This is a genomic window from Xenorhabdus sp. TS4 (genome assembly GCF_014467265.1).
GTDB classification, from domain to species: Bacteria; Pseudomonadota; Gammaproteobacteria; order Enterobacterales; family Enterobacteriaceae; genus Xenorhabdus; species Xenorhabdus ehlersii.
In genome coordinates this window covers 1-481 of record NZ_NKHQ01000033.1, presented here as the reverse complement: position 1 = coordinate 481, position 481 = coordinate 1, and the positions used below count along the sequence as shown (strand labels likewise).

The 481-nt window shown below is 48.9% G+C and carries 1 tRNA gene and 2 rRNA genes; all 3 read left to right on the top strand.

Going from position 1 to position 481, the window contains the following annotated elements:
- Nucleotides 1-56 (top strand): 16S ribosomal RNA (locus Xets_RS22590); the annotation flags it as partial.
- An 82-nt stretch (nt 57-138) separates the two neighbouring features.
- Nucleotides 139-214: transfer RNA gene (locus tag Xets_RS12685), tRNA-Glu, on the top strand.
- Nucleotides 215-403: 189 nt separating this feature from the next.
- A 23S ribosomal RNA gene (locus tag Xets_RS12680) occupies nt 404-481 on the top strand; the annotation flags it as partial.

Below are 481 nucleotides of genomic sequence, written 5' to 3'. Positions count from 1 at the left end.
GGGTGAAGTCGTAACAAGGTAACCGTAGGGGAACCTGCGGTTGGATCACCTCCTTAACCGAAGATGGTGAAATGTGAGTGTTCACACAGATTGTCTGATGAAAGAAAGCAGAGCAAGCGTCTGCGAAGAAGACTTAAAGTCCCCTTCGTCTAGAGGCCTAGGACACCGCCCTTTCACGGCGGTAACAGGGGTTCGAATCCCCTAGGGGACGCCATCTTGCTCAGGTATCGGGTGAAAGCCGGTGCCGATGAAATATTGTTAAGCGGACGTGCGCGTCAGTTTAGCAATATTAGCTCTTTAACAATCTGGAACAAGCTGAAAATTTGAAACAATCGATGTTGTTGAACGATAACATTGATGAGTCTCTCAAAAACTCCAATCTGAAGACACCTTCGGGTTGTGAGGTTAAGCGACTAAGCGTACACGGTGGATGCCTAGGCAGTCAGAGGCGATGAAGGACGTGCTAATCTGCGAAAAGCGC